The sequence below is a fragment of the Streptomyces solicavernae genome (assembly GCF_029968095.1).
GTDB lineage: Bacteria > Actinomycetota > Actinomycetes > Streptomycetales > Streptomycetaceae > Streptomyces > Streptomyces solicavernae.
This window is the reverse complement of record NZ_JASCIR010000006.1, coordinates 41,396-63,961: the sequence shown is the minus strand read 5'-3', so window position 1 is coordinate 63,961 and position 22,566 is coordinate 41,396. Positions and strand designations below refer to the sequence as shown.

Annotated in this window: 23 protein-coding genes; 10 read left to right on the top strand and 13 right to left on the bottom strand. The window is 71.7% G+C overall.

The window, feature by feature from the left end; translation table 11 throughout:
- The first annotated feature begins 106 nt into the window (after positions 1-106).
- The 3 genes from QIS99_RS09760 (at position 107) to QIS99_RS09750 (ending at position 2,626) form a co-directional block, all read left to right on the top strand.
- On the top strand, positions 107-1,297 hold the full coding sequence (locus QIS99_RS09760) for a thiolase C-terminal domain-containing protein (RefSeq protein ID WP_282512450.1): 1,191 nt from the start codon (positions 107-109) through the stop codon (positions 1,295-1,297).
- A gap of 174 nt (positions 1,298-1,471) precedes the next feature.
- Positions 1,472-1,894, top strand: a complete 423-nt coding sequence (locus QIS99_RS09755) for a pyridoxamine 5'-phosphate oxidase family protein (protein WP_282512448.1) — start codon at positions 1,472-1,474, stop codon at positions 1,892-1,894.
- Between the two features lie 27 nt (positions 1,895-1,921).
- Positions 1,922-2,626, top strand: a complete 705-nt coding sequence (locus QIS99_RS09750) for a pyridoxine/pyridoxamine 5'-phosphate oxidase (protein ID WP_282512446.1) — start codon at positions 1,922-1,924, stop codon at positions 2,624-2,626.
- Positions 2,627-2,730: 104 nt separating this feature from the next.
- Here the strand turns inward: QIS99_RS09750 and QIS99_RS09745 are convergent, their stop codons facing one another.
- The 4 genes from QIS99_RS09745 to QIS99_RS09730 are packed head-to-tail and all read right to left on the bottom strand — an operon-like array spanning position 2,731 to position 4,410.
- Complete coding sequence (locus QIS99_RS09745; RefSeq protein WP_282512443.1) at positions 2,731-2,898, bottom strand: PIN domain-containing protein; 168 nt, start codon at positions 2,896-2,898, stop codon at positions 2,731-2,733.
- A 44-nt stretch (positions 2,899-2,942) separates the two neighbouring features.
- A complete protein-coding gene (locus tag QIS99_RS09740; protein WP_282512441.1) occupies positions 2,943-3,521 on the bottom strand; it encodes a GNAT family N-acetyltransferase in 579 nt (192 codons plus the stop codon).
- Between the two features lie 8 nt (positions 3,522-3,529).
- The gene (locus tag QIS99_RS09735) at positions 3,530-3,958 is read right to left on the bottom strand and encodes a Zn-ribbon domain-containing OB-fold protein (RefSeq protein ID WP_282512439.1); all 429 of its coding nucleotides are present in this window, start codon (positions 3,956-3,958) and stop codon (positions 3,530-3,532) included.
- Positions 3,958-4,410, bottom strand: a complete 453-nt coding sequence (locus QIS99_RS09730) for a DoxX family membrane protein (RefSeq protein ID WP_282512437.1) — start codon at positions 4,408-4,410, stop codon at positions 3,958-3,960. Before QIS99_RS09730 ends, QIS99_RS09735 begins: the two co-directional genes overlap by 1 nt.
- Before the next feature lie 223 nt (positions 4,411-4,633).
- Between QIS99_RS09730 and QIS99_RS09725 the strand changes: the two genes are divergently transcribed.
- The 3 genes from QIS99_RS09725 to QIS99_RS09715 all read left to right on the top strand — a co-directional run bounded on the left by QIS99_RS09725 (position 4,634) and on the right by QIS99_RS09715 (position 8,565).
- Positions 4,634-6,889, top strand: coding sequence for an acetate--CoA ligase family protein (locus tag QIS99_RS09725; RefSeq protein WP_282512435.1), 2,256 nt, complete (start codon positions 4,634-4,636; stop codon positions 6,887-6,889).
- Between the two features lie 151 nt (positions 6,890-7,040).
- Positions 7,041-7,832, top strand: coding sequence for an enoyl-CoA hydratase/isomerase family protein (locus QIS99_RS09720; protein ID WP_282512433.1), 792 nt, complete (start codon positions 7,041-7,043; stop codon positions 7,830-7,832).
- Between the two features lie 109 nt (positions 7,833-7,941).
- Complete coding sequence (locus tag QIS99_RS09715; RefSeq protein WP_282512765.1) at positions 7,942-8,565, top strand: flavin reductase family protein; 624 nt, start codon at positions 7,942-7,944, stop codon at positions 8,563-8,565.
- Here QIS99_RS09715 and QIS99_RS09710 read toward each other — a convergent pair.
- On the bottom strand, positions 8,555-9,784 hold the full coding sequence (locus QIS99_RS09710; protein WP_408909524.1) for an MFS transporter: 1,230 nt from the start codon (positions 9,782-9,784) through the stop codon (positions 8,555-8,557). The genes QIS99_RS09715 and QIS99_RS09710 overlap by 11 nt on opposite strands.
- 218 nt (positions 9,785-10,002) lie before the next feature.
- Here QIS99_RS09710 and QIS99_RS09705 point away from each other — a divergent pair, with 218 nt between their 5' ends.
- On the top strand, positions 10,003-11,103 hold the full coding sequence (locus tag QIS99_RS09705; protein WP_282512429.1) for a GlxA family transcriptional regulator: 1,101 nt from the start codon (positions 10,003-10,005) through the stop codon (positions 11,101-11,103).
- A 431-nt stretch (positions 11,104-11,534) separates the two neighbouring features.
- Here QIS99_RS09705 and tgmC read toward each other — a convergent pair whose 3' ends face one another.
- The 3 genes from tgmC to QIS99_RS09690 are packed head-to-tail and all read right to left on the bottom strand — an operon-like array spanning position 11,535 to position 14,324.
- The gene (gene tgmC, locus QIS99_RS09700; RefSeq protein ID WP_282512427.1) at positions 11,535-12,695 is read right to left on the bottom strand and encodes an ATP-grasp peptide maturase system methyltransferase; all 1,161 of its coding nucleotides are present in this window, start codon (positions 12,693-12,695) and stop codon (positions 11,535-11,537) included.
- Positions 12,692-13,657: an ATP-grasp ribosomal peptide maturase gene (gene tgmB / locus QIS99_RS09695; RefSeq protein WP_282512426.1), complete on the bottom strand. Its 966-nt coding sequence runs from the start codon at positions 13,655-13,657 to the stop codon at positions 12,692-12,694. Before tgmB ends, tgmC begins: the two co-directional genes overlap by 4 nt.
- A 1-nt stretch (position 13,658) precedes the next feature.
- Positions 13,659-14,324 (bottom strand): ATP-binding protein, encoded by a 666-nt coding sequence (locus QIS99_RS09690; protein WP_282512424.1) that lies wholly within the window; start codon positions 14,322-14,324, stop codon positions 13,659-13,661.
- A 310-nt stretch (positions 14,325-14,634) separates the two neighbouring features.
- Here QIS99_RS09690 and QIS99_RS09685 point away from each other — a divergent pair, with 310 nt between their 5' ends.
- Positions 14,635-15,879, top strand: a complete 1,245-nt coding sequence (locus QIS99_RS09685) for a helix-turn-helix transcriptional regulator (protein WP_282512422.1) — start codon at positions 14,635-14,637, stop codon at positions 15,877-15,879.
- A 14-nt stretch (positions 15,880-15,893) separates the two neighbouring features.
- Complete coding sequence (locus QIS99_RS09680; protein ID WP_282512420.1) at positions 15,894-16,259, top strand: hypothetical protein; 366 nt, start codon at positions 15,894-15,896, stop codon at positions 16,257-16,259.
- A gap of 46 nt (positions 16,260-16,305) precedes the next feature.
- Here the strand turns inward: QIS99_RS09680 and QIS99_RS09675 are convergent, their stop codons facing one another.
- Complete coding sequence (locus tag QIS99_RS09675) at positions 16,306-17,373, bottom strand: Zn-dependent alcohol dehydrogenase (RefSeq protein WP_282512418.1); 1,068 nt, start codon at positions 17,371-17,373, stop codon at positions 16,306-16,308.
- Positions 17,374-17,443: 70 nt separating this feature from the next.
- On the bottom strand, positions 17,444-18,355 hold the full coding sequence (locus QIS99_RS09670) for an SDR family NAD(P)-dependent oxidoreductase (RefSeq protein ID WP_282512416.1): 912 nt from the start codon (positions 18,353-18,355) through the stop codon (positions 17,444-17,446).
- Positions 18,356-18,439: 84 nt separating this feature from the next.
- Between QIS99_RS09670 and QIS99_RS09665 the strand changes: the two genes are divergently transcribed.
- Positions 18,440-19,366, top strand: coding sequence for a cyclase family protein (locus QIS99_RS09665; RefSeq protein ID WP_282512414.1), 927 nt, complete (start codon positions 18,440-18,442; stop codon positions 19,364-19,366).
- A 248-nt stretch (positions 19,367-19,614) separates the two neighbouring features.
- Here QIS99_RS09665 and QIS99_RS09660 read toward each other — a convergent pair whose 3' ends face one another.
- The 3 genes from QIS99_RS09660 to QIS99_RS09650 all read right to left on the bottom strand — a co-directional run bounded on the left by QIS99_RS09660 (position 19,615) and on the right by QIS99_RS09650 (position 22,564).
- Positions 19,615-20,079 carry an ATP-binding protein gene (locus QIS99_RS09660; protein WP_282512412.1) on the bottom strand — a complete coding sequence of 155 codons (465 nt, stop codon included), beginning with the start codon at positions 20,077-20,079 and terminating at the stop codon, positions 19,615-19,617.
- 440 nt (positions 20,080-20,519) lie between these two features.
- The gene (locus QIS99_RS09655) at positions 20,520-21,392 is read right to left on the bottom strand and encodes an acyl-CoA dehydrogenase family protein (protein ID WP_282512410.1); all 873 of its coding nucleotides are present in this window, start codon (positions 21,390-21,392) and stop codon (positions 20,520-20,522) included.
- Between the two features lie 8 nt (positions 21,393-21,400).
- Positions 21,401-22,564, bottom strand: coding sequence for an acyl-CoA dehydrogenase (locus QIS99_RS09650; RefSeq protein WP_282512408.1), 1,164 nt, complete (start codon positions 22,562-22,564; stop codon positions 21,401-21,403).
- Positions 22,565-22,566: the final 2 nt, after the last annotated feature.

The following is a 22,566-nucleotide window of genomic DNA, read 5'->3' as shown; positions in this document are numbered from 1 at the left end:
TCTGACGGGCCGTCATGTTAGGTCGGCGGCGGCGAGATGCACAGGGGTCGGAGTCCTGCTGCCGACGCGGGTATCCGATGCAAGTATCTGATGTACCGTCAGATTCATGTCATCCGCCGCCACACCCTCAGCCTCCCCTCCCCGCAAGGTCGCCGTCGCCGGTGTCGCCCTGTCGGACTGCGGCAAGGTCGACGACGCCACCCCGTACGCCCTGCACGCCCAGGCCGCCCGGCGCGCGCTCGCCGACTCCGGGCTCGACCGCTCCGTGATCGACGGCTTCGCCTCGGCCGGGCTCGGCACGCTCGCGCCGGTCGAGGTCGCCGAGTACCTGGGCCTGAGGCCGACCTGGGTCGACTCCACCTCCGTCGGCGGCTCCACCTGGGAAGTCATGGCCGCGCACGCCGCCGAGGCGATCGCCGCCGGGCACGCCCGCGCGGTGCTGCTCGTCTACGGTTCCACGGCCCGCGCCGACATCAAGGCGAAGCGCCGCACCTCCAACCTCTCCTTCGGCGCGCGCGGCCCGCTCCAGTTCGAGGTCCCGTACGGGCACACCCTGATCGCCAAGTACGCGATGGCCGCGCGCCGCCACATGCACGAGTACGGCACGACCATCGAGCAGCTGGCGGAGGTCGCCGTGCAGGCGCGGGCCAACGCCGCGCACAACCCGGAGGCGATGTTCCGCGAGCCGGTCACCGTGGACGAGGTCCTGGCCGGGCCGGTGATCGCGGACCCGTTCACCAAGCTGCACTGCTGCATACGGAGCGACGGCGGCGCGGCGGTCCTCCTCGTCGCCGAGGACCTGCTGCCCGACTGCGCCAAGTCCCCGGTGTGGGTGCTCGGTTCGGGCGAGCACGTCTCGCACACCACGATGTCCGAGTGGGACGACTTCACGGTCTCCCCGGCGGCGGTGAGCGGCCGGCTCGCCTTCGAGCGGGCGGGCGTACGGCCGGACGAGATCGACCTGGCGGAGATCTACGACGCCTTCACGTACATGACCCTCGTGACCCTGGAGGACCTCGGCTTCTGCGCGAAGGGCGAGGGCGGGGCGTTCGTGGAGAAGGGGCGGCTCACGCGCGACGGCGAGCTGCCGGTGAACACGGACGGCGGCGGCCTCTCGGCCCAACACCCGGGCATGCGGGGCCTGTTCCTGCTGGTGGAGGCGGTACGGCAGCTGCGCGGCGAGGCAGGCGCGGGCCAGGTCCACAAGCCGGACGGCCGCCTTCCGGAGCTGGCGGTGGCGTCGGGGACGGGCGGCTGGTTCTGCTCGTCGGGGACGGTGGTGCTGGGGCGGGGGTGAGGGGGCCCTCCGGTCGGCGGCGGCCAGGGTGAGAGGGCCCTTCCCTCCGACCGGCGGTGGCCGGGGTGAGGGGGACGACACGCAGCCCGGAATACCTTCCGCAGGTAACGGGGTTGGCCATCCTGACAGACGTACGACCGCCCCTGTCATCCGCCCGCACCGAGGGAGTTCCCCATGCCGCTGACCCCTGACGAGCGCGAGAAGTTCCTGGCCGAGCCGCACATCGGCGCGATCTCGGTCAACGAGGAGGGCAGGGCGCCGCTGACCCTGCCGATCTGGTACCAGTACACGCCGGGCGGCGAGCTGTGGGTGATCACTGCCGCCGACAGCAAGAAGGCCCGGCTGATCGAGGCGGCGGGCCGCTTCTCCCTGATGGTCGACCGGGTCGCTCCCACGCTCCGGTACGTGTCGGTGGAGGGCCCCGTGGTCCGCGCCGAGAAGGGCACCGAGGAGCAGCTGCGGGAGATGACGGCGCGCTACCTCCCGGCCGACAAGGTCGAGGGTTACCTGCAGTACTCGGCGGAGAACCTCGGCGAGAACACGGTGTTCCGCATGCGCCCCGAGCACTGGTACTCGGCGGACCTCGGGCAGGTCTGAGCGGCGCCGGGCAGCGACAATCCCCGTATGAACGAAGCGAATCCCCGTAGGAACGAAGCGACCGCACAGACCGGGGCCGCCGCCTTCCGCGCCCTGCTGCACGCCCAGCGCGTCTGGGACGTGGACCACCTCCCGCCCTTCGACCCGGAGGCGGCGCCCGGCTCCCCGACGGAGCTGTTCCACTCCTGGTTCGCCGACGCCTGCGCGGCCGGGCAGCCCGAGCCGCACACGATGCAGCTCGCCACGGCCGACGCGGACGGCCTGCCCGACGTCCGCACGCTGATGCTGCACGGCGCCGCCGACGGGGTCTGGGAGTTCGCCTCGCACTCCGGCAGCCGCAAGGGCCGCCAGCTCGCCGCCCGCCCGCAGGCCGCCCTGCACTTCTACTGGCCACGGCTCGGCCGCCAGATCCGCGTCCGCGGCACGGTGACCACGGCCCCGCCCGAGCGGGCCCAGGCCGACCTGCACGCCCGCTCGACCGGCGCGCTCGCGGCGGCCCTCGTCGGCCGGCAGAGCGAACCCCTGGGCTCCGCAGCCGAGTTGGCGTCCGCATCACAGTCGGCCTGGGACCGGGCCGACCGCCACCCGGACACCGACGTCCCGACCTGGACCCTCTACGAACTCACCGCGAACGAGCTGGAGTTCTTTCAGGGCGACGCGAGGCGCCGCCACGTACGCCTGCGGTACCGGCGGGAGGGCGAGGGCTGGTCCACGGGGCTGCTGTGGCCGTAGGCCTTACACGGCCACGACCGTGACGGCGCTGTCGAGCCCCTTGAAGTCGCCCGCGTTCCGCGTGAACAGCGGCAGCCCGGCGACCGACGCGATCGCGGCGATCATCAGGTCCGGCCTGCGCGGTCGCGGGTCCGCCGAGCAGCGATGGTCAACGAGACGAGGGTTCCGCAGCGCGCGGACGCCTCGCCGTCGAAAGGCAGCGGGTCGAAGGCGGCCACCGCGTCGGCCAGTCTCTCCACTCGGCTCGCTCGCGCCGCGGGTTCCTTGGCCATGGCGACCCCCTGCCGCGTAGTCCACACGTGGAAGCGACAGCTCGCTACGCCTGCCCTGCGGCCGCCCCCTCCCCCCGCACCCGCCCGTGCAGATGCGCGTCCTGGTACGTCCCGTCCGCGTTGCGGTGGGAGTCGCGGAGGGTGCCCTCGTGGGCGAAGCCGCAGCGTTCGGCGACGCGGCAGGAGGCGGTGTTGGTGACGGCGTGGTCGAGGGCGATGCGGTGCACGCCGAGCGTGAAGGCCCAGTCGGTGACCAGGGTGAGGGCGCGGGACGCGACGCCGCGGCCGCGGGCCTCGGGCAGCACCCAGTAGCCGACGGCCGCCGAACGGTTCGGCCAGTACAGGGACTTGAGGCTGACGTGCCCGAGGACCGTGCCGTCGTCCGCGCCGGTGACGCAGAGCCCGCCCTCCGCGCCCGTCTCCCACTGCCGGGCCCGTTCCCGCAGCGCGAGCCGGGCCGCGTCCAGGTCGTCGACATGGCGCAGCGGGTTGTTGAAGCGCCGGAACTCAGGGTCGGTGACGCCCAGCAGGTAGGCCGACACATCGGAGTCGGAGGCGGGGTCCCAGGGGCGCAGACGCAGCCCTTCGGCGTGGAGTTCGGTTCTGTTCAGACGGAAGATCACCCGGCCATTCAACCGCGCGGCCGGAACACGGGCACCACGATTTCCCCGTCGCACTCGGCACGGAAGGCCACGTCCAGCTCCATGCCGACCCGCAGCCGCCCCTCCGGGCAGTCCACGACCTCGGTCATCATGCGGGGGCCTTCGGCGAGGTCGACCACGGCGGCGACATAGGGCGTACGGGAGCCGAACGGCGGCAGGTCGTTGCGGTGCACGACGGACCAGGTGTAGAGGGTCGCGGTGCCCGCCGCCTCGATCCACTCGACGTCGGCGTCGTGCCAGCAGTGCGGGCAGAACTCGCGCGGGTAGTGGTGCGTACGGCCGCAGGCCCCGCAGCGGCGGAGCAGCAGCTTCCCCTCGGCCGCCGCGTCCCAGTAGGGCCGGGTGAAGGCGTCGGGCTCGGGCAGGTCGAAGCGGACGGAGTCGGAGGTGGCCGCCATCAGAGGAACAGTCCCATCGCGGAGTCGAGTGACCAGGTCTGCCAGGACATGCCGAGGAGGGCGACGAGGGAGATCAGCGCCATCATCGCGTTCTGCCCCTGCTCGGCCCAGTCGTGGATCATCAGGACGAGATAGAGCAGGTTCAGGAGCAGCCCGCCGACCAGGGCTATCGGCGTGAGGAAACCGCTGATCAGGCCGAGTCCGAGGGCGAGTTCGGCGTAGACGACGACGTACGCCATGAGCTTGGGGCGCGGCGCGACCACGCTCTCGAAGCCGCTCCTCACGGCCGGCCACTTGTGCTTGCCCGCGACGTCGGCGGCCCAGGCGATCCCCGTACCGCGCTCGAACCAGCCCTTCCTGTCCTTGTGCCGCCAGCTCTCCAGCCACCACAGGCCGAGCCCGATGCGGAGCACGGCAAGCCATTCGGCGCCGCCGATCCAGATCGTCTGCATGTCCTGCCCGCCCCTTCATTCGTTTCTGACGGCACGTCAGTTATATGAGTTCTACGGACAGGGTGGCGCGCGCGCAAGGGGGCGGCGCCTCGAAAGGGCCAGGAAGGGGAAGGAAACAAGCTCGCGCCGCACAGAGGTTCCTGACAGGACGTCAGTTAAGTAATCTGACAGGGCGTCAGCTCGACGAACCGATACCGCGGCACCCAGGAGGCGGGCCTCAGCGATGCTTGGATCGACGCACGGCACCCTCACCACCGACCCCCGCCGCGCCCGCGTAGTGGCCTGCGGCGACCACCCCGCACCCACCGTGCACGGCACCGCGCCCGGCACCGCGCACGGCCCCGGGGCCGGGGAAACCACTCTCGACCTAGACGTCAGCGGCCGCCCCCTGCACGCCGACGTCCCCGACCTGGACCGCTTCTTCCGGCCCGAGTCCGTGGCCGTCGTCGGCGCGTCCGACGCCGAGGGGCGGCCCAACACCGGCATCACGCGGCAGCTGATCGCCTGGGCCGAGCGGGTCGGCGCCCGCATCCACCCCGTGCACCCGGCCCGCGAGACCGTCTTCGGGCTGCCCTGCGTGCCGTCCGTCGCCGAGCTGCCCGAGCAGGTCGACCTGGCCGTGCTGCTCGTCGGCGACCCGCTGCCCGTGGTCGAGGAGCTGGCCGAGGCCAAGGTGAGGTTCGCGGTCGCCTTCGCCTCCGGGTTCGCCGAGACCGGCGAGGAGGGCGCCGAGGCACAGGCCCGCCTGACCGCCGCCGTCGAACGCTCCGGAATCCGCCTCCTCGGCCCCAACACCAACCTCAACGCCTTCGAGGAGTTCCGCGACGACCTGGAAGGACCGGCGATCGCCCTGATCACCCAGTCCGGTCACCAGGGCAGGCCGGTCTTCACCCTGCAGGAGATCGGCGTACGCCTCTCGCACTGGGCGCCGACCGGCAACGAGGCCGATCTGGAGACCGCCGACTTCCTCTCCTACTTCGCGAGCCGGCCCGAGGTCGGGGCGATCGCCGCGTACGTCGAAGGGCTGAAGGACGGCCGGTCCTTCCTGCTCGCCGCCGATCACGCGGCGCGGCGCGGGGTGCCGGTGGTCGCGGTGAAGGTGGGCCGCACGGAGACGGGCGCGCGGACGGCCGCCTCGCACACCGGGAAGCTCACCGGCGCCGACACCGTGGTGGACGCGGCGATGCGGCAGTTCGGGGTGATCCGGGTCGACGGGCTCGACGAACTCCAGGACACGGCAACCCTGTTGGCACGGGCACGCAGGCCGCAGGCGGAGGGAGTCGTCGTCTACTCCATCTCCGGCGGCACCGGCGCCCACTTCGCCGACCTCGCGACGGAGGCCGGGCTCCACCTGCCCACCCTCTCCCAGGCCAAGCAGGACGAGCTGCACGAGTGGATCCCGCCGTACCTGGGCGTCGCCAACCCGGTCGACAACGGCGGCCACCCGGTGGGCGACTGGCGCGGCCCGAAGATCATCGAGGCGATCCTCGACGACCCGGACGTAGGCGTCCTGATCTGCCCCATCACCGGGCCCTTCCCGCCGATGAGCGACAAGCTCGCCCAGGACCTGGTGGCGGCGGCCGAGCGCACCGACAAGCTGGTGTGCGTGGTCTGGGGCTCGCCGGTCGGCACGGAGGCCGCGTACCGCGAAACCCTGCTCGGCTCGTCCCGCGTCGCGACCTTCCGTACGTTCGCCAACTGCATCACAGCCGTACGCGCCTACCTGGACCACCACCGCTTCACCGCCGACTACCGCTCCCCCTTCACGGACGCGCCCCGCACCCCGTCCCCCTCGTACCGCAAGGCGCAGGCGCTGATGCGGCCCGGGCAGCAGCTCAGCGAGCACGCGGCGAAGCAGCTGCTGCGGGCGTACGGGATACGCGTCCCGCGCGAGCAGCTGGTGACGAGCGCGGCGGCGGCGGTACGGGCGGCGGGGCAGGTGGGCTACCCGGTGGTGATGAAGGCGTCCGGCGCGCGCATCGCCCACAAGACGGAACTCGGCCTGGTCAAGGTCGGGCTGACCTCCGCGAGCCAGGTCCGGGACGCGTACCGCGAGCTGACCGACATCGCCCGGTACGAGGGCATCGACCTGGACGGCGTACTCGTCTGCCAGATGGTGGAGCGGGGCGTCGAGATGGTCGTGGGGGTGACACAGGACGAGCTGTTCGGGCCGACGGTGACGGTCGGGCTCGGCGGCGTCCTGGTCGAGGTCCTGAACGACGCGGCGGTACGGGTGCCGCCCTTCGGGGAGGACCAGGCGCGGGCGATGCTGTCGGAGCTGCGGGGGCGGGCGCTGCTTGAGGGGGTGCGGGGCGGGCCGCCGGTGGATGTGGACGCGCTGGTCGAGGTGGTCCTCCGCGTGCAGCGGGTGGCGCTTGAACTGGGCGATGAGCTGGCGGAGTTGGACATCAACCCGTTGATGGTGCTGCCCCGGGGACAGGGCGCGGTGGCGCTGGACGCGCTGGCCGTGTGCAGGTAGCCCACCTCACCCCAGGGGGCTCCGCCCCCGGCCCCCCGCTCCTCAAACGCCGCAGCGGCTGATTCGGCCGTCGTTCGGCTGCGGCTCCGCCGTGGCCCCTCGCGCAGTTCCCCGCGCCCCTGTCGGGGCGCCCGACACCTTACGGAGTCCCATGACCGCCTCACCCCTCCTCCACTCCACCACCGACCACATCACCACCCTCACCCTCAACCGCCCCGACTCCATGAACGCCCTCACCCGGGACCAGCGAGAACACCTCATCGCCCTCCTCGACGCCGCCTCCGCCGACCCGGAGATCCGCGCCGTCGTCCTCACCGCCACCGGCAAAGGCTTCTGCGCGGGCGCGGACCTGCGAGGCGGGCCCGCGCCCGCCGAGCGCGTACCCGGCGACGTGGCCCGCACCATCCGCCGCGGCGCCCAACGCCTCATCGCCGCGGTCCTGGACTGCGAGAAACCGGTGATCGCCGCCGTGAACGGCACCGCCGCCGGCCTCGGCGCGCACCTCGCGTTCGCCTGCGACCTCGTCATCGCCGCCGAGCACGCCAAGTTCATCGAGGTGTTCGTACGCCGCGGCCTCGTCCCGGACGGCGGCGGCGCGTACCTCCTGCCCCGCCTCATCGGCCCGCAGCGCGCCAAGGAGCTGATGTTCTTCGGGGACGCGGTGAGCGCGGCGGAGGCGGAGCGGCTCGGGCTCGTCAACCGCGTCGTACCGGCGGACGAGCTGGAGAAGACCGCGCACGCCTGGGCCGAACGGCTCGCGCAGGGGCCGACCCGGGCCATCGCCCTGACGAAACAGCTGGTCAACGCCTCCCTGGAGGTCGACCGCAGCGCGGCGTTCGCGGCGGAGGCGGCGGCGCAGGAGATCAACATGACGACGGCGGACGCGAACGAGGGCGTGGCGAGCTTCGTGGAGCGGCGCAGCCCGGTGTACCGCGGGCGTTGACGGGACGGGGTCGGTTGACGGGACGGGGTCGGTTGACGGGACGGGGTCGCGAGGGTTCCTATCTGACGCTCCGTCAGCTTCAATGAGAGGTGTGATGGGACACGCAGGGATGGCCGAAACGGCCGTCCGATACCTCAGGTCCGTCGGCGCCGCCACGGTCGCCGAGCCCGCCCCCGCGCGCGCCCACCCGGACGCGCACCCGCACCCCCGCCCTCGCCCCGGCCTGCGCGCCGTCCGCGAGGACGAGCGGCTGCCGCTCGACCCGGGCGAGTTCCGGCGGGTGCTCGGCCACTTCGCCTCCGGGGTCACCGTGATCACGGCCCGCGACGCCGAGGGCCCCGCCGGCTTCGCCTGCCAGTCGTTCGCCTCGCTCTCCCTGGACCCGCCGCTGATCGCGTTCATGGTCGCGCGTACGTCGACGACCTGGCCGCGGATCGCCCGCGCGGGCGCGTTCTGCGTGAACGTACTGGGCGCGGACCAGGGCGAATTGTGCCGCGGCTTCGCGGTGAGCGGCGCCGACAAGTTCGCGGGCGTCGGCCACGGACCGGCCCCGGTGTCCGGCGCGCCCCGCCTCACCGGCGTACCGGCGTGGCTGGACTGCACGATCCACGCCGTGCACACCGGGGGCGACCACCTGATCGTGGTGGGGCGGGTGGACGCCCTGGACGCGGTGGCGGAGGGGGGCGAGCCGTTGCTGTTCCACCGGGGCCGGTTCGGGCACTTCACCGCGTAGGCGCGACCCTGCGGATCACCACCGCCATCAGCGCCGCCGCCGCGCACAGCGCCCCCGACGCGTACCAGACCACGTCGTACGAACCCGTCACATCCCGTACGAGACCGCCGAGGAACGCCACCGCCGCCGCGCCGATCTGGTGCGAGGCGAGGACCCAGCCGAAGACGATGGCCGAGTCGTCGCCGTAGTGCTCGCGGCACAGGGCCAGGGTCGGCGGGACGGTGGCGACCCAGTCGAGGCCGTAGAACACAATGAAGAACAGCATCGGCGGGCGCACGTCGGGCGCGAGCAGCATCGGCAGGAAGAGCAGCGAGATGCCGCGCAGCGCGTAGTACACGCCGAGCAGGCGGCGGGCGTCGAAGCGGTCGGTGAGCCAGCCGGAGCAGATCGTGCCGATGACGTCGAAGACGCCGATCACCGCGAGCAGCGAGGCGGCGGCCGTGATCGGCATGCCGTGGTCGTGCGCGGCGGGCACGAAGTGGGTCTGGATCAGGCCGTTGGTGGAGGCGCCGCAGATCGCGAAGGTGCCCGCGAGCAGCCAGAACGGCCCGGTGCGGGCCGCCTTGAACAGCACCGTCACGGCACGGCGCGCGGCCCCGGTCACCGGCGGCGGCTTCGGCACGAACTCCTTGGCCCCGTACGGCGCGAGGCCCACGTCGGCCGGATGGTCGCGGAGCAGCAGCCAGACGAACGGCACGACGGCGAGCGCGGTCAGGGCGACGGTGATCGCGGCCGGGCGCCAGCCGTGGCCCTCGACCATCCAGGAGAGCAGCGGCAGGAAGATCAGCTGGCCGGAGGCGCTCGCGGCGGTGAGGATGCCGGTGACCAGGCCGCGCTTCTCGGTGAACCAGCGGTTGGTGACCGTGGCGGCGAACGCGAGCGCCATCGAGCCGGAGCCGAGGCCGACCAGGAACCCCCAGTAGAGGATGAGCTGCCAGGCGGCCGTCATCCACACGGCGAGCCCGGAGCCGAGCGCGATCACGGTCAGGGCCACGGCGACGACGCGGCGGATGCCGAAGCGGTCCATCAGCGCGGCGGCGAACGGCGCGGTGATCCCGTACAGCGCGAGGTTCACGGAGACGGCGAAGCCGATCGTGCTGCGCGACCAGTCGAACTCGCGGTGCAGCGGGTCGATGAGCAGGCCGGGCAGGGAGCGGAAGGCGGCGGCGCCGATGATCGTCACGAAGGCGACGGCGGCGACGAACCAGGCGCGGTGGATACGGCCGGAGGACGGCGCGGGACGGGGCTTGCGGGGGCTGCGAGGGCTGCTGGAGCTGCTGGGGCTGCTGGGGCTGCTGGGGCTGCTGGGGCTGCTGGGGCTGCTGGGGCTGCTGGGGGAGGCGTCGGCTGCGGTCGTCTCGGTCACGCACGCCAGCGTGCCGGGCGCGGACATGGCAATCGAGTGGCCCGAGAGACATGGTTCGCTAGGATCGGGCCATGGACGGAAACGGAAACGGGAACGGGAACGGAAACGGGAACGGAAACGGGAACGGGAACGGGAACGGGAACGGGAACGGGAACGGGCACAGCAACCGGAACCAGAACCGGAACGGCACGCCCCCGCCCCGCCACCGCGTCGTCGTCCTCGCCCTGGACGGCCTGCTCCCCTTCGAGCTCGGCATCCCGCACCGGATCTTCAACCGCGCCAGGGACGCCGACGGCTTCCGCCGGTACGAGACGGTGACCTGCTCGCTCCGGCCGCCGGGTCCGGTCCGTACGGACTCCGACTTCTCGGTGCTCGTCGAGCACGGCCCTGAGGCGCTGGCCACGGCGGACACGGTCGTCGTTCCCGCCTCGCACGAGCTGGGCCCGGTGTACGAGGAGGGCCGGCTCACCGACGAGCTGGCCGCCGCGCTCGCCCACGTCCGGCCCGGCACGCGCATGGTCGGCATCTGCACCGGCGGGTACGTCCTGGCCGCCGCCGGCTACCTGGACGGGCGCCCCGCGACCACGCACTGGGAGCGGGCCGAGCACTTCCAGCGGGTCTTCCCACAGGTCGAGGTGGACGCGGACGTGCTGTTCATCGACGACGGGGACGTGCTGACCTCCGCCGGGGTCGCGGCCGGCATCGACCTGTGTCTGCACATCGTGCGCCGCGACCACGGCACGGCCGTCGCCAACGAGGTCGCCCGCCGCACGGTCGTGCCGCCGCACCGCGACGGCGGCCAGGCCCAGTACATCGAACGCCCGCTCCCCGAGGACCAGTTGGCGACCACCACGGCGTCCCGCGCCTGGGCGCTCGCCCGCCTGCACGAGCCGATCCATCTGCGCGACCTGGCCGCGCAGGAGGCGATGTCGGTACGTACGTTCACCCGCCGCTTCCGCGAGGAGGTCGGCGTCAGCCCCGGCCAGTGGCTCACCCGCCAGCGCGTCGAACGCGCCCGGCACCTCCTGGAGTCCACGGAACTCTCCATGGACCAGGTGGCCCACGACGCCGGCTTCGGCACAGCCCAGTCCCTGCGCCAGCACCTGCAGTCATCCCTCGGCGTCACACCGACCGCCTACCGGCGCATGTTCCGTGCGCGGGCGACCGCCTGAGGCGACTTGCGTCGTACAGCCCCTGGTTGCCCGCTCCCCCACCGCGCCGACCACGGTCAGGACGAGGGTGAGGCCGACCCCGGCGAGGATCGGTCCGGCTCGACGGCCGTGAGCAGCGCGCCGGAGAGGCTGCCCGCGGCGGCGTAACCCGCGCCCACGGCCGCGTACATGCCAACTGCGGCCGCGCCCGAGCCGGGTTCAACCGCATCCCGAGCAGCGGCGCCCCCACGATCTCGCTCGCGATCAGAGCGGCCGGTACCTTGCCCGACAACGCACACGCATCCGGAGGTGGCCCTATGCCCCGCTCAGTCGACACCACGCTGAGGAAGAGCGCCGACCGGCGCCGCCGCACTGCCGCCGTGGCACGCATGCGGCACATGATCGCCACGGGCGAGATCGACTTCGCTCGCATCGGGCACCCCGAGCCCGGACTAGATGGGCAGCGCCCAGCTCGGCCCGTGCGCTGCGCCGAGCCAGACCCTCTGGGCGTCAGAGGTGAGGGCGATCCCGAACGCGGACAGGTTCGGTGAACCGTGGTCCTGCCAGGTGGTGACCGCGTTCTCGATGCAGTCCCAGAGCCGGACGGGTCCTCGCTGGATCACCGTCCAGCCCTCTCCGCTGTCGGCGATACGGACCCTGGTCTGGGACCCGGTGGCGACATCGAGCAGCACCTGCTCCGCACCCGCCCCGAAACGGCCGGCCGAGGGCACGGCGAGCTGCGCGACGAAACGGCCGGTCCAGTCGTCGAGGAGGGTCGGGTCGATCCGGCTTGGGCGCTCCTCGCCGGGGAGCAACTCGAAAGATCCGTGCGGCGGACGGCCGTGCTGACGGGCCACCATGAACGACGTGTGGCCGGGCAGGAAGCGGCCGTGCGCGTCTGCGCCCTCCTCGGCAGTGAGGCGTACGAGGCCGTACGCGCCGCTCCAGCCGGTGAGGGTGACCAGCAGTGTGCCGCCAGGGGCGACCTGCCGGAGCAGTGTGTACGGGATGTGCCGCATCGAGCAGAACGCGATGACGACGTCGTACGGGGCTCGCTCGGGGTGGCCGCACAGGCCGTCGGCGGTGACGAGTGTCGGGGCGTAGCCGGCCTGGCTGAGCGCTTCGCGGGCACGCTCCGCTGCCCGGGGGTCCGTCTCGACCGACGTCACGTTCTCCTCTCCGGCGACCTCGCAGGCGTACGCGGTCGAGAGACCTGTCCCGGTGCCGATGACGAGTACGCGTCGGCCTGGAGCGATCCCGGCCTGCTCGATCATCCACAGCACAAGGCCGGGCAGCGTCGAGGACGAGGTCGGGCTGCCGCCGGTCACGGGGCCGGTGGCACCCTCGGCCAGGACGCCGTCGATCTGGGTCACCCAGGTCTCGTTCTCGTACGTGAGGCGCAGCCAGGCATCGGCGGGCGTGGCGTCGCGGCGGGTGGGCGTCCAGACGGTGACGCCCGGGGCACTGCTCGGCCGGTAGATCGCGCTGCCGAGGAACACCTCACGGGGAACGGTCCCGGCGGCCCGGCGAACCTCCGGGTCGTGCAGTACGCCGTCGGCGGCGAGCTGCTCTACGAGCCGACGGCGCAGCTCGGCAGCGGTCTCCGAAGTCATGTGATGTCGCCCTTCTGCAGAGTGTCGGCGAGTGCCTGAGTGATGGCGTGTGTGGTCGCTTCGTCGACGAACGCCCACTGCCCGTTGGGGTTGCATTCGAGAAACCACCATCGGCCGTCCGCGTCGAGAGCGAAGTCGAAAGCACCGAAGCGGAGACCGAAGGCGTGAAGGAAGGAGTTCGCTGCGTCGCGAACAGGGCCCGGGACCGAGATGGGAGAACAGGAGATCAGGCTCTGGTCCTGACGCCAGTCGAGGTGCTCGCCCACGATGTCGATACGGCTCGCGAACGCTGCACTGCCGACCATGGCAAGGCGGATGTCGGCGACCTTCGGCACGCAGGCCTGGAAGAGGTGCGGGCACAGGGCGATCGAGTCGTCCAACTCGTGCGCGCCAACCGTGCGCACCCAGACCGTGCGGTTCCGGCCGTCCGCGCCGGCCAGGTGCACGCGGTGCACGGGCTTGTAGACCACTGCCTCGTGTTCGGCCGCGAACTGCACGGCGTCGCCCGGCACATCCGTGACCAGCGTGTCGGGAAGCGTGAACCCCGTGCGGGCCGCGGTGGCGAGCTGGAGCACCTTGTTCTCCGCGTCGCGGTTGCGCGCGGGATGGTTGACGTACCACGCACCCGGCAGCGCTCGCAGCACTCCCAAGTAGCCGTGGCTCGACTGCTCGATGGCGAACCGTTGCTGGGAAGTCTCCGCCTCTTGTGGAACGGTGAATGGTGTCGGACGACGCCAGTAGACGGAACGGACGCGGGAAAGATCGAGCTGCCGGGTCGAGGTGGTGACGGCTCCGGCGAAGGCGCCTCGTTCGATACGGGCACTCATCTCGGCGATACGGGAGAAGTCGGCGGAGGGGTCGAGCCGTACGACCGGGACGCCCCGGCCGTACAGCTCTTCCACCACAAGATCCGCCGTGACGTCGCCGAGGGCGGTGACAACAAGGATCTGTGCTTCACGCATGTCAGTCCGAGTCGCTGTCCGAAGTCAGGTCGGTGTCGGCGGGCGGAGGCGGGTTGGGCCCACCGCCGTCTGCTGATGTCGCGGTCTGGTTGGCGGTGGACGTCCCGGTGCCGTGTCCGCCCATGTCGATGCGGTTGCCGTTCGCATCGAAGTAGCGGGTCGACTGCGAGTCCGGGTCCATATCAGTTCGTACGTAGGGGACTTGAGTGACGTCGGAGTACAGCGCGAGTCGTCGCACGCCCCAGGGCGCCGCAGTGGAAAGGGAGGCCATATTGCTCCTTGAGGACTGGAGAAGTTCAGCGGCGGAGGGAAACGGGAAGGTGGCCCAGACACACTTCCCGGGGCCGGCACGCCGCGCAGTGCCCCACTCGTCAGCGAGCGCTGAGACGAGCAGCAGCCCGCGACCCCCGCCGTCGCCCTCGCCTGCCTCGCGCACGTGCGGAGTGCCGTTGCCCGCGTCGTGCACTTCGAGGCGTAACGCGTCGGACGCGAGGGTGAGGCAGACGCGGAACATCCGCCCGGGCGGGGTGTGTTGCAGGGCATTCGTGGCGAGTTCGGAGGCGCAGAGAAGGATGTCCTCGGCACGCTCGTCCGGTACGTGGTCGGCGATCGCGTTGCCGACGAACTGGCGTGCCCGGCCGACTGCCGCGCGGGTGCGACTGAACATCCGATCCGCACGCACCGGCCGTTTCGCCGGGGCGGGAGGGGTGTTGCAGGGTGCCCCGGCCGCCACCTGAAGCGCTCCGCTCCCGGACACGACGACGTCACGCTCCGAACGGTCGGCGCACTCGCGTTGCACCAGGTGATCCACTTCCATGGCGTGTTCCTCACCGGTTGTTGCTGGCTGACAACATCAAGGGAACCGGCAGGAGTCAGCGGACTCCACGGCATCGATGCGGCAGTCTTGATGCAGGTATGTGCACAAGGGGCGCGACACCCGCCCAGAGGCCAGGCGCATGCGTGGAAAGGGGACCTCGATGGGTCTTGCGGAACGGCGAAGGGTCCTCGGCTACAGTCAGGAACACCTCGCCGGCGAGCTCGGCGTCGACCGGACCACGGTCGGCCGCTGGGAAAAGGGCAAGACCGTGCCTCAACCGCCCTTACGGCCGAAGCTGGCCGAGCTTCTCAAGGTTGACCTTGTCGAACTCGACGACCTGTTGCACACACCTGGAGTCGCGCAGGCATCCGCAGGGTCGCCGCCCAGCGGCCACAGAGGGGACGACGACATGATTCGACGTGAATTTCTGCGGGTGCTCACCATCTCGGGAGCGGTCATGGCCTTACCGGCCGACGAGGCCGAAGCGCTCACGGAAGGAGCTGAGCGCGGGAGCGCTGCGGACTACGCCCGTATGAACGGCCACCTCTGGCAGGTGTATCAACTCGCCCGCTCAAAGAGATCCGTGTATCCCGTCGTGCGGGAACAGATCACATGTCTCACGAGCACTCTGGATGCACGCTCGGACACGGAATCCCGTGCCTTGTGCCATGCCGCGGCCGACCTGTTTCAGCTGGCCGGGGAACTCTCCTTCGACGGTAACCGCTATGTGGACGCCGCGGCGTCCTACACCTTGGCAGCCTCGGCAAGCCGGGACGCACGAGCCTTCGACCTGTGGGCCTGTGCGCTCGTGCGCCATGCGTATGTCGACCTGTATGAACGTCAATATGCGGGAGCCGTTCGTACATTGTCGGCAGCGCAGAGCGTAGCGAAGCGCGGTGACAGCACGCTCTCGACGCGATACTGGGTCGCTTCGGTCATGGCTGAGGCGTACGCAGGACTCGGGGACCTGACATCGTGTGAGCGTGCACTCGACCAGGCCGAGAAGGTGCACCACCTCACAGGCCCCGGACACAACGGCGGCTGGCTGCGGTTCGACGGATCCCGCTTGGCCGAGGAGCGCGGCGCCCGCTACGTCCAACTCGGACGTCTCGGCCTTGCCGAGACGGTGCTCGTCTCGGTCCTGGAGCATGGCGCACTGGCACAGGGACAGAGCCTCCGACGGCGTGGAGCCGTGCTCAGTGACCTGGCGTCCATCGGTGCCAAGCGCCGTGATCCCGACCAAGTACTCACCTACGGCAGAGAAGCAGTGCGACTTGCTCGCGAGTCCGCGTCGGGTTACGTCGCCCGTAGACTCCAGGAGCTACGCCGCGAGCTTGGCGCACTGAACCAGGACGCCCATGTCGCCGAGCTCGGGGCAGAGATCGCCGCTTTGAGCACGACGTGACGAAAGGGGCAGACATGTCACAGACCGAGGGAGCCCGCCACTTCCGAGAGGCGTGGATCACCGGTGTACGTGAGCACTTCCCCGGCGAGCCGAAGGCCGGGTACGTGACTTCGTGGGACGACACCCCCGAGTGGGAACGGCAAGCCGCCGGCTCGGTGTACGAGCAGGTGCGGCAGTTCCTCAACGTCAGCAGTGGGCAGGCCGCGCGCCTCACGAGGGAGCAGAAGAGCCGCTTCGTCGCGACGTGTTGGACCGCACAGATGTATCGCCACTTCGAGGACCCGAAGCCGGGCTATGTCGCAGACTGGCCTGATCTGCCCAAGTGGCAGCAGGAGACCGACGCGGACATCTTCGAGGCGATCGAGAAGGTGGTCGGCTGATCAACGCCTGGAGCGGTCGGGCACAACGTCCCGCCCCCGGACTCCCTCAAAACGTCACCACCCCCCGAGCCACCCTCCCCCCTCCCAAGTCCCGTACCGCAGAAGCGAATTCCTCCACCGGATACGTCGCCGACACCAGCTCGTCCAGCATCAGCTGCCCCTTCAGGTACAGCTCCGCGTACAGCGCCATGTCCCGTTGCGGGCGGCTGGAGCCGTAGCGGCAGCCGAGGATGGACTTGTCGAGGAACATCGACGCGGGCAGGAACGAGGCCTGAGCCTTCGGTGCGGTCATGCCGAGGAGGATCGCCTGGCCGTGGCGGTCGAGGAGGTCGACGGACTGGCGGATCAGCTCGGCGCGGCCCACGCACTCGAAGGCGTGGTCGGCGCCGGTCGGCAGGATCTCGCGGACCGCGGCCGGTACGTCGTCCGTCGCCGACGCGTCGACGAAGTGCGTGGCGCCGAACTGCCGGGCGGCGGCCTCCTTCGCCGGGTTCGCGTCGACGGCGACGATCGTCGTCGCCCCGGCGAGGCGCGCGCCCTGCAGGACGTTCAGGCCGATGCCGCCCGCGCCGGTCACCAGGACGCTGTCGCCGCGCTCGACCCGGGCCCGGTTGAGGACCGCGCCGACCCCGGTCACGACCCCGCAGCCGATCAGCGCCGCCGACGTCAGCGGCACCTCCTTCGGGATCTTCACCGCCTGTACGGCCTTCACCAGGGTGCGCTCGGCGAACGCGGAGTTCGCGGCGAACTGGTACACCGGCTCCCCGCCCCGCGTGAACGGCCGCTCCGGGCGCCCGATCGCGCGCCGGCACATCGTGGGGCGGCCCCGGTCGCAGTCCGCGCAGGCTCCGCAGCTGGCCAGGGTGGACAGGGCCACGTGGTCGCCGGGTGCCACGTGCGCGACTCCCTCGCCGACCGCCTCCACGGTCCCGGCGCCCTCGTGGCCGAGCACCACCGGCACCGGGAACGGGATCGTTCCGTCCACGACCGACAGGTCGCTGTGGCACAGCCCCGCCGCGGCGATGCGTACGAGGACGTCACCGGGGCCCGGGTCCCGTATCTCCAGGTCGTCGACGACCTGCGGCCGGTTGCCGTCGAATACGACACCTCTCATGGCTGTTCCCCTTCCCTGAAGTGCACGTTGCGCCCACGCTGCCGAGTCCCCCGCCCCGCCCGGGGCACGCCTACGCGTTGGGGCGGTCGCGGTTCGCCGCCGCCCGGGCCATCTCCTCCAGCCGCTCCAGCATCGGCATCGGATCGGTCCCCACCGTCCCCGGCAGGAAGTCCGCCACCTTCTCCGGCGTCCAGGAACCCTCCGCGTACCCCGCGCGCAGCTCCCGCGGCTGCGCCCACACCGCGATCTTCGGGCCCGCGATGGTGTATACCTGCCCGGTGATCTTCTCGGCGCGGGCCCGCTCGCTCAGCAGGTAGACGACGAGCGCCGCCACGTCCTTTGGCTCCCCGATCTCCTTCAGCTCCATCGGCACGTTCGCGGACATCCGCGTACGGGCCACGGGGGCGACGGCGTTCGCGGTCACCCCGTACTTGTGCAGGCCGAGCGCCGCGCTCCGTACGAGGGAGATGATGCCGCCCTTGGCCGCCGAGTAGTTGGCCTGCGCGACCGAGCCCTGGTGGTTGCCGGACGTGAAGCCGATCAGCGTGCCGCCGCCCTGCTTCCGCATCACCGCCGACGCCGCCTTGAACACGGTGAAGGTGCCCTTGAGGTGCGTGGCGACCACCGGGTCCCACTCCTCCTCGGACATGTTGAACAGCATCCGCTCGCGCAGGATCCCGGCGACGCACACCACCCCGTCGATGCGCCCGTACTCGGCGAGCGCCGTGTCGACTATGCGCTGGCCGCCCGCCATCGTCGCGATGTCGTCGGCCACCGCGACCGCCTCCCCGCCCGCGGCCACGATCTCCTTGACCACCGACTCGGCGACCTCGCTGGTGGGTTCGCCGCCCTCGATCGAGACTCCGTAGTCGTTGACGATCACCTTCGCGCCCTCGGCGGCCGCGGCGAGCGCCACGGCCCGGCCGATGCCGCGCCCGGCCCCGGTGACGGCGACGACCTTGCCTGCCAAGAAGTTCCCCACGCCGGCCCCTTCCCGCGTTTTCTGACGGACCGTTAGATTTTATGGGTCATCAGATACGGGAGCACAAGCCCTGGGGAGGCCCCGATGTCACTGCCGCCGGAGTTCCACGACATCGCCAAGCGCGTGAACAACTGGGGCCGTTGGGGCTCCGACGACGAGTCCGGCACCCTGAACCTGATCACCGACGAGGTCGTACGGGGCGCGACCGCCGAGGTCCGCGACGGGCGCCGCATACCGCTCGCGCTGCCGCTCAAGGAGGACGGCGTGCAGAGCGGCCTGATCCAGGGGCGGATCAACCCGTTCCACACGATGGTGCAGATCAACCAGGAGCTGTTCGGCCCGGGCACGGTCGCCTGCAGCGACGACGCCGTGACGATGGGCCTGCAGTGCGCGACCCACTGGGACGCCCTCTCCCACGTCTCGCACTCGGGCCGCCTCTACAACGGCCGACCGGCCGGCACCATCACGGCCCACGGCGGCGCCGAGTTCGGCGCCGCGGCCTCGATGCGGCACGTCGTCTCGCGCGGCGTCCTGCTCGACGTGGCCCGCGCGAAGGGCCTGGACCGCCTGCCCGGCGAGCACGCGGTCACCCCCGAAGACCTGGACGAGGCCGAGGAGTTCGCGGGTACGAAGGTCCGCGCGGGCGATGTCGTGCTCGTACGGACCGGGCAGGTGCAGGTCTATCTGGCGGGCGACAAGCACGGGTACGGCTATCCGTCGCCCGGCCTGTCGCTCCGCACGCCGGAGTGGTTCCACGCGCGGGACGTGGCGGCGGTCGCCAATGACACGCTGACCTTCGAGATCTTCCCGCCGGAGATCGAGAACCTGTGGCTGCCGGTGCACGCCCTGGACCTGGTCGAGATGGGCATGCCACAGGGCCAGAACTGGTTCCTGGAGGAGTTGTCCACAGCCTGTGCACAGGAGTCGCGGTACGCGTTCCTGCTGTCGGCGATGCCGGAGCCGTTCGTGGGCGCGACGGGCACGCCGGTGGCGCCGGTGGCGCTCCTCTGACCTGCGCACACACGGACCGCACAACACAAACCCCCACCCCGGGTGTTGACGTCACGTGTCCGTTTCCTCACCCTTGTGGCAGCGATCCGCCGTGAGGGGACGTCGAGAGCCTGGCGAGGGGCAGGCGCTCGGCGAGTGCGAGTCGTGTTCGTTGGCGGCGCGCGGTGTCGCGCTCGGGGCGACATGAGCGCGCCGCCATCCCCGTACGCCGCAGGGTCAACTCCCTTACGGATACGGTCCGTTCGGCGTCAGATAGGGAAGGCCGCGACCTGCGCGGCGGCATCGTCGGCGGTCCTCGGCTCCGGTCGCCCGCAGCGGTCCACCTCGCACCAGATGCGCTTGCCCCCGCCGTCCGACTGCCAGCCCCAGCGGTCCGCGAGGCCGTCCACAAGGGCCAGGCCGCGCCCGTTGGTGTCGTCGCCCTCGGCCTGCCGGGGGCGGGGCGGCCGGGCGCTGACGTCGGCCACCTCCACCCGCACGGTGCCCGGGGCCGACTGGGGCGCCGGCGGCAGCAGCAGGCGGAGCACGGCCGGGCAGCCCGTGTGCACCACGGCGTTGGTGACCAGCTCCGAGATGAGCAGCACCAGCGTCTCCGCCAGGGGCTCGTCCGCCTCTATGCCGGAACCGGCGAGCCGAGATCTCGCCCACCTACGGGCCCGCCCCACCTCCGCGGGGTCGGGGCGGACCTCCGTCTGAACTTGAAGCACCTGCACCGCTCACACCATCCGAACCGGCGGACACATCGCCTCGTGTCGCGTCGAGGTCACGGAACGTGAACCCCGTACGAGACAGCATGGTTGACGTACAGTCACCCCAACAAGCGCTTCGGGCATATTCCAGCGCGAAGGAGTACGCGTGCGGCATACTGTGCGACGCGCGCCGCGGGGTGTCGAACAGGGGGGCGTCGGACGCCGCCATGCCCTGCGAGAGGCGGGCATCGCCGGTCCCGGAAGCGCCACGCAGGCCCCACCGGTATGGCTCGCCAAGAGAACCACTCGCATCCCACGGAGCGTACCGGAGCGCCGCCCCGACTCCGCGCCGTGACGAGTCCCGCCCAGGACACAAGCCGATATCGACGCCCGCGGTCACTCTGTGCTGTGTTCGCCGACCGTTCTTGGCAGTCATTCGATCACTTACGGCAACGGCACCCGGCTCACAACGCCGCCGCCCACTCCTCCTCCACCGCGCCCGCCGACGGCCCGAGACCGGCCCGCAGCCAGGCCCGCTTGAGGTGCAGATGCACGTCGGCCTCCCAGGTGAAGCCCATGCCGCCGTGCACCTGCAGACAGTCCCGCGCACCCCGTACGGCCGCCTCGTCGGCGAGCAGGGCGGCGGCGCGGATCTCGGCGGGGACGGCGGTGACGGCGGCCGCGTAGACCGCGGCCCGGGCCAGCTCGGTGCGGACGAGCAGCTGCGCGCACAGGTGCTTCACGGCCTGGAACGCGCCGATCGGCTGCCCGAACTGGGTGCGCTCGCGCGCGTACGCCACGGCCGTCTCGCAGCTGCGGGCGGCGCTGCCGAGCTGTTCGGCGGCGGTGAGCAGCACGGCGACGGGGTCCGGGTCCGGCGGCGCGGCGGGCGTGCGGTGCAGCGGGGTGAGCGGGTCCACGGAGCGGACGGGCACGGCCCCGGCAAAGTCCCCTCGTACGACATCCGACGCGGCCAGCCAGGGCAGCAGGCCGGAGCTGTCCACCGCGGTGACCACCGTGGCGCCGGTGGCGGCGCCCTCGATCTCGCCGGCCGCGAGGTGCGTGGCGACCAGCGGGCCGGGGAGGAGCGCGCGGCCCGCCTCCTCGAAGGCGAGGACGGCCTCGGGCAGGCCGAGGCCGACGCCGCCCTCGGACTCCGGGAGCCGCAGCGCGAAGAACCCGGCCTCGCCGAGCTCGCGCCACAACTGCCGGTCGAGACGAGGCTCTTCGGGCGCGTCGGCGAGGGCACGGAGCTCGTCCCGGCCGAAGCGCCCGGCGAGCAGTTCGCGTACTCCTTTCCGCAACGCCCGCTGGTCCTCGGTGAGCTGGAAGTCCATGGCGGGCCTCACCGCCCCTTCGGCAGGCCGAGGATGCGCTCGGCGACGATGTTCTGCTGGATCTGCGAGGTGCCCGCGGCGATCGTGTACGAGAGGGAGGAGAGCCGGTCGAGCACCCACTCCTGGTCGAGGTCGAGCGCGCCCGCCCCGAGGACTTCGGCGGCCGTGTCGTACAACTCCTGGCGGGCGTGCGAGTAGCGGAGCTTGAAGACGGAGCCGCCGGTGCCGGGGACGCCGCCGGTGCGCTGGGCCTCGGAGACGTTCCACTGGGTGAGCCGCCACAGGGCGTGGAACTCGACGTTCAGGCGGCCGAGCCGGCGGCGCAGGACCGGGTCGTCCCAGCGGCCGCATCTGCGGGCCTCGGCGGCGAGCGCGGCGAGCGTGCGGCGGCAGGCGACGACCTCGCCGACGAAGGCGGTGCCGCGCTCGAAGGAGAGCGTGACCATGGTGACCCGCCAGCCGTCGTTCTCGTCGCCGACCCGGTTGCCGACGGGCACCCGCACCTCGTCGAGGAACATCTCCGCGAACTCGGTGGACCCGGCGAGGGTGCGCAGCGGCCGTACGGTGACGCCGGGCGCGTCCATGGGCATCGCGAGCCAGCTGATCCCGCGGTGCTTGGGCACGTCCTCGGTGACGGGGGAGGTACGGACGAGGAGTTCGCACCAGTCGGCGACTTCGGCGTGCGAGGTCCAGATCTTGGAGCCGCTGACGATGTAGTGGTCGCCGTCGCGCACCGCGCGCGTGCGCAGGGACGCCAGGTCGGACCCGGCGTCCGGCTCGCTGAAGCCCTGGCACCACACCTCGTCGCCGCGCAGGATCGGCGGCAGCCAGCGCGCCCGCTGCTCGGGGGTGCCCTCGGCGGCGATGGTCGGCCCGGCGTGCAGCAGCCCGACGAAGTTCGCGCCGACGTACGGGGCACCGGCGCGCTCCGTCTCCTCCAGGTAGATCAGGTGCTGGGTCGGGGTAGCCCCCCGGCCGCCCGCGTCGACGGGCCAGTGCAGGCCCGCGTACCCGGCGTCGTACAACCGCCGCTGCCAGCCCAGGTCGTAGGCGCGGCGGCCCGGCCAGTCGGTGGGGTCGGGGCGGGGCGGGAGCTGCGGGAGGGCGTCCGCGAGCCAGGAGCGCAGCCCGGCCCGGAACTCTTCCTCTTCCTCGGTGCAGGTGAGGTCCACGG

What these genes read in the sequence shown, in the direction of transcription:
- QIS99_RS09725 (WP_282512435.1), top strand. Translation starts at nt 4,634, where the DNA reads ATGCTTGGATCGACGCACGGCACCCTCACCACCGACCCCCGCCGCGCC.
- QIS99_RS09715 (WP_282512765.1), top strand. Translation starts at nt 7,942, where the DNA reads ATGGCCGAAACGGCCGTCCGATACCTCAGGTCCGTCGGCGCCGCCACG.
- QIS99_RS09745 (WP_282512443.1), bottom strand. Translation starts at nt 2,898, where the DNA reads ATGGCCAAGGAACCCGCGGCGCGAGCGAGCCGAGTGGAGAGACTGGCC.
- QIS99_RS09665 (WP_282512414.1), top strand. Translation starts at nt 18,440, where the DNA reads ATGTCACTGCCGCCGGAGTTCCACGACATCGCCAAGCGCGTGAACAAC.
- tgmC (WP_282512427.1), bottom strand. Translation starts at nt 12,695, where the DNA reads ATGACTTCGGAGACCGCTGCCGAGCTGCGCCGTCGGCTCGTAGAGCAG.
- QIS99_RS09655 (WP_282512410.1), bottom strand. Translation starts at nt 21,392, where the DNA reads ATGGACTTCCAGCTCACCGAGGACCAGCGGGCGTTGCGGAAAGGAGTA.
- tgmB (WP_282512426.1), bottom strand. Translation starts at nt 13,657, where the DNA reads ATGCGTGAAGCACAGATCCTTGTTGTCACCGCCCTCGGCGACGTCACG.
- QIS99_RS09685 (WP_282512422.1), top strand. Translation starts at nt 14,635, where the DNA reads ATGGGTCTTGCGGAACGGCGAAGGGTCCTCGGCTACAGTCAGGAACAC.
- QIS99_RS09675 (WP_282512418.1), bottom strand. Translation starts at nt 17,373, where the DNA reads ATGAGAGGTGTCGTATTCGACGGCAACCGGCCGCAGGTCGTCGACGAC.
- QIS99_RS09760 (WP_282512450.1), top strand. Translation starts at nt 107, where the DNA reads ATGTCATCCGCCGCCACACCCTCAGCCTCCCCTCCCCGCAAGGTCGCC.
- QIS99_RS09720 (WP_282512433.1), top strand. Translation starts at nt 7,041, where the DNA reads ATGACCGCCTCACCCCTCCTCCACTCCACCACCGACCACATCACCACC.
- QIS99_RS09735 (WP_282512439.1), bottom strand. Translation starts at nt 3,958, where the DNA reads ATGGCGGCCACCTCCGACTCCGTCCGCTTCGACCTGCCCGAGCCCGAC.
- QIS99_RS09730 (WP_282512437.1), bottom strand. Translation starts at nt 4,410, where the DNA reads ATGCAGACGATCTGGATCGGCGGCGCCGAATGGCTTGCCGTGCTCCGC.
- QIS99_RS09750 (WP_282512446.1), top strand. Translation starts at nt 1,922, where the DNA reads ATGAACGAAGCGAATCCCCGTAGGAACGAAGCGACCGCACAGACCGGG.
- QIS99_RS09705 (WP_282512429.1), top strand. Translation starts at nt 10,003, where the DNA reads ATGGACGGAAACGGAAACGGGAACGGGAACGGAAACGGGAACGGAAAC.
- QIS99_RS09690 (WP_282512424.1), bottom strand. Translation starts at nt 14,324, where the DNA reads ATGTTCAGTCGCACCCGCGCGGCAGTCGGCCGGGCACGCCAGTTCGTC.
- QIS99_RS09680 (WP_282512420.1), top strand. Translation starts at nt 15,894, where the DNA reads ATGTCACAGACCGAGGGAGCCCGCCACTTCCGAGAGGCGTGGATCACC.
- QIS99_RS09755 (WP_282512448.1), top strand. Translation starts at nt 1,472, where the DNA reads ATGCCGCTGACCCCTGACGAGCGCGAGAAGTTCCTGGCCGAGCCGCAC.